Origin of the sequence: Streptomyces milbemycinicus (assembly GCF_002154605.1) — a bacterium.
GTDB classification, from domain to species: domain Bacteria; phylum Actinomycetota; class Actinomycetes; order Streptomycetales; family Streptomycetaceae; genus Streptomyces; species Streptomyces milbemycinicus.
In genome coordinates this window covers 319-3,428 of the sequence record NZ_MUNE01000473.1, presented here as the reverse complement: position 1 = coordinate 3,428, position 3,110 = coordinate 319, and the positions used below count along the sequence as shown (strand labels likewise).

The following is a 3,110-nucleotide window of genomic DNA, read 5'->3' as shown; positions in this document are numbered from 1 at the left end:
GGGGCTGCTGGCGTGGGTGGGGTGGGAGGCCGTGCGGCGCCGTAGTGCCTGGGGTATCGCCGGAGTGGTGCTGGTCGGCGTCGGGACCGGTGTCGCGTACGCGGTCAGCGAGGCGCTGAAGTTGGTGGTGGACGAGGAGCGGCCGTGCCGGGCGGTGCGTGGGGTGGCGGCGGTGGCCGACTGTCCGGGGGCGGGCGACTGGTCCTTTCCGAGCAACCACGCCACCCTCGCGGCCGGGCTCGCCGTCGGCCTGACCGTGCTGCGCCCGCGTCTGGCGGCTGTCGCGTTGCCGCTGGGGGCGGTGGTGGCGGTGGCGCGTGTGGCGGCGGGTGTGCACTATCCGCATGACGTGCTGGCCGGCGCGGCGCTCGGGGCCGCCGCCGTCACCGCGGCGGCGTGGTCGGCCGCCCCGCCCGTCGCCCGGGTCGTCGCCGTATTGCTCGAGCGGCGGGGGCGATCCAACGGGTAGGCCCGCCGCCGGAGGTCGGGTCAAGATCGTGGTACGGTGCGGGAGTTCGTGTTGGATCAGGTTGAGGACGACAGGGAGGGTGAGTTGATGGCCGCGCTGAAGGCCACTGCGCTGCGCAGCGCCCGGACCGTCCTCACGTCCCGGGCGATGGCCTGACCCAGTCACTCGCCTCGCTGGGAGCGTGAGCTCGCGGGGCAATCCCACACGAACCTCACCATGAAACGGATCTTCATCCCGTCATGCGTACCCACAACCAGTGGATCACCCGCGCCGAGACCGAGGCCGACATCCAGGCCGTCCGCGGTATCGTCCTCGCCGCCTTCGACACCCCGTACGAAGCCGACCTCGTCGACGCCCTGCGCGCCGACGTGTCGTGGATCGAGGGCCTGTCCGTCGTCAGCACCGGCGCGAACGGCACGCCCGTCGGCCACGCGCTGCTGACGCGCTGTCACATCGGCGACACCCCGGCCCTGTGCCTGGCCCCGGTCTCCGTGCTCCCCGAGCACCAGAAGACCGGTGCCGGTTCGGCGGTCATCCGCGCCGCGCTCAGCGCGGCCAAGGGCCTGGGCGAGTACTACGTCACCGTCCTCGGACACCCGGCGTACTACCCGCGGTTCGGCTTCGGCCGCGCCTCCGCCCATGGCATCGGCGTGACCCTCGACGTCCCGGATGAGGCCATGATGGCCCTCACCCTGGACAAGACCCACCCGCTGCCGAACGGCACCGTCCGCTACGCGGCGCCCTTCGGGGTCTGACAGTCGGCCGTGCGAGGGGCCCCGGCCCCTCGCACGGCTGCTGCCCTGTGCAGCCGTAGTCGCTGGCCGTAGTAGCAGCTGTCCCAGCGGGATCCGGCCCCGAGATGCTCTACGCAGAAGTCGCGCAGGGCTGTCAGAGTGGTCGTCGGATCCATACGAGAAGTCGAACACTGTCCCCCGGCAGAACGAGAAGTCTGCGGGAGGGCGCATTCAGATGCGGAATACCAAGATCCAGGCGGGAGTTGACCCTTGGCATGTCCCCCATTGACCGCGCTCGCGTCCGCATGCCCGTCGCCGTCTATGTGCTCGGCCTGTCCGTCTTCGCCCTCGGGACCTCGGAGTTCATGCTCTCCGGGCTGCTGCAGCCCATCGCCCGCGACATGGACGTCTCCATCCCGACCGCCGGGCTGCTGATCTCCGCCTTCGCGATCGGGATGGTGGTCGGCGCGCCGCTGCTGGCCGCCGCCACGCTGCGGCTGCCGCGCCGGACGACGCTGATCGCGCTGCTGGCCGCGTTCGGTCTTGGGCAGGTCGCGGGGGCGGTGGCGCCTTCGTACGGGGTGCTGTTCGCGTCCCGGGTGGTCAGCGCGTTCGCGTGTGCCGGGTTCTGGGCGGTGGGGGCGGCGGTGGCCGTGTCGCTGGTGCCTTCGAGCGCGCGGGCGCGGGCGATGGCGGTGATGCTCGGCGGGTTGAGCGTCGCTAACGTCGTGGGCGTGCCCGCGGGGGCGTTCCTCGGGCAGCACGCCGGGTGGCGGGCGGCCTTCTGGGCGGTGGCGGCGCTGTCGGCGCTCGGGCTGGTGGGCGTGGCCGGGCTCGTACCGCGTACGGAGGCGCCGACCGGAGCGGACCGGCCGAGGCTCCGTGCCGAGCTGTCCATCTACCGCGACCGGCAGGTGTGGCTGGCGCTGGTCACCACCGCGCTCAGCGGCGGCGCGGTCTTCTGCCTGTTCTCGTATCTCGCACCGCTGCTGACGGATGTGGCAGGGATGGACGAGGACTGGGTGCCGAGCGTGCTGGCGCTGTTCGGCGTCGGGGCGCTCGTGGGGACGGCGATCGGCGGGCGGATCGCGGACGCCCATCTCTTCGGCACGCTCTACGGCGGCATCTCGGCCTCGACGGTCGTACTGACCGCCTTGGCGCTGACCGCGCACCACGTGGTCGCGGCCGTGAGCCTGGCGTTGCTGCTCGGCGTGACGGCCTTCTTCACCGGGCCCGCGCTCAACGCCCGGATGTTCAATGTCGCGAACGCCGCCCCGACCCTCGCGGGCGCGACCACGACCTCCGCCTTCAACATCGGCAACACGCTGGGCCCTTGGCTCGGCGGGCTCGCCATCGACCTGGGCTGGGGCTACCCGGCCGTGGCCTGGACGGGCGCGGCGCTCGCGGCAGCCGCCGTCGGGACGACGGCGCTCGCCGCGCGGCTGCCGCACGCGCAGGGCGCGTCCCGGGTGGTCGTCGGTTCGGAGGTCCTGGAGGCGGAGCCGCACGGCGAAGGCCGTCGCGACGGTGTTGACCGGCGCGACGGCCTTCGGCAGACGGGGTGAGCGAGGGGCCGCTTACGGCCCGCGGGTGGACGGCGGGTGGACGGCGGGTCGCCGTCATACGAGGGCGACCACCATCAGGACGAACGCGCTGATGATGACGGCGACGCGGAGGAAGTGGAAGCGGTCCCACCGGCCCAGCTGCTCCCGCCAGTCCGCCGGGATGTCGCCGTTCGACCACTGGGCGGCCCGTGAGTTGATGGGCACCAGCAGCACGATCGACATCACCACGCTCACCACGAGCAGCGCGGTGGCCGTGAGGACCAGCGACGCCTGCCCCTCGCCCCATGACTGGACCGCCCACACCGCCCCGAGCACCATCGAGCCGATGTACCAGAACGGCAT

4 protein-coding genes are annotated in these 3,110 nt (G+C 72.6%); 3 read left to right on the top strand and 1 reads right to left on the bottom strand.

Annotated elements, in window-relative coordinates:
• The 3 genes from CCN51_RS33980 to CCN51_RS33970 all read left to right on the top strand — a co-directional run.
• Positions 1-469, top strand: a 469-nt coding sequence (locus tag CCN51_RS33980; RefSeq protein WP_143675972.1) for a phosphatase PAP2 family protein, incomplete at its 5' end; no start/stop codon positions are given.
• Between the two features lie 239 nt (positions 470-708).
• Positions 709-1,224, top strand: coding sequence for a GNAT family N-acetyltransferase (locus CCN51_RS33975; RefSeq protein WP_014177529.1), 516 nt, complete (start codon positions 709-711; stop codon positions 1,222-1,224).
• A 284-nt stretch (positions 1,225-1,508) separates the two neighbouring features.
• Entirely contained in the window at positions 1,509-2,768 is a 1,260-nt protein-coding gene (locus CCN51_RS33970; protein WP_014177530.1) for a Cmx/CmrA family chloramphenicol efflux MFS transporter, read from the top strand.
• 54 nt (positions 2,769-2,822) lie between these two features.
• Here CCN51_RS33970 and CCN51_RS33965 read toward each other — a convergent pair.
• Positions 2,823-3,110 (bottom strand): anthrone oxygenase family protein (locus CCN51_RS33965; protein WP_143675971.1); only part of this gene is annotated, 288 nt, incomplete at its 5' end.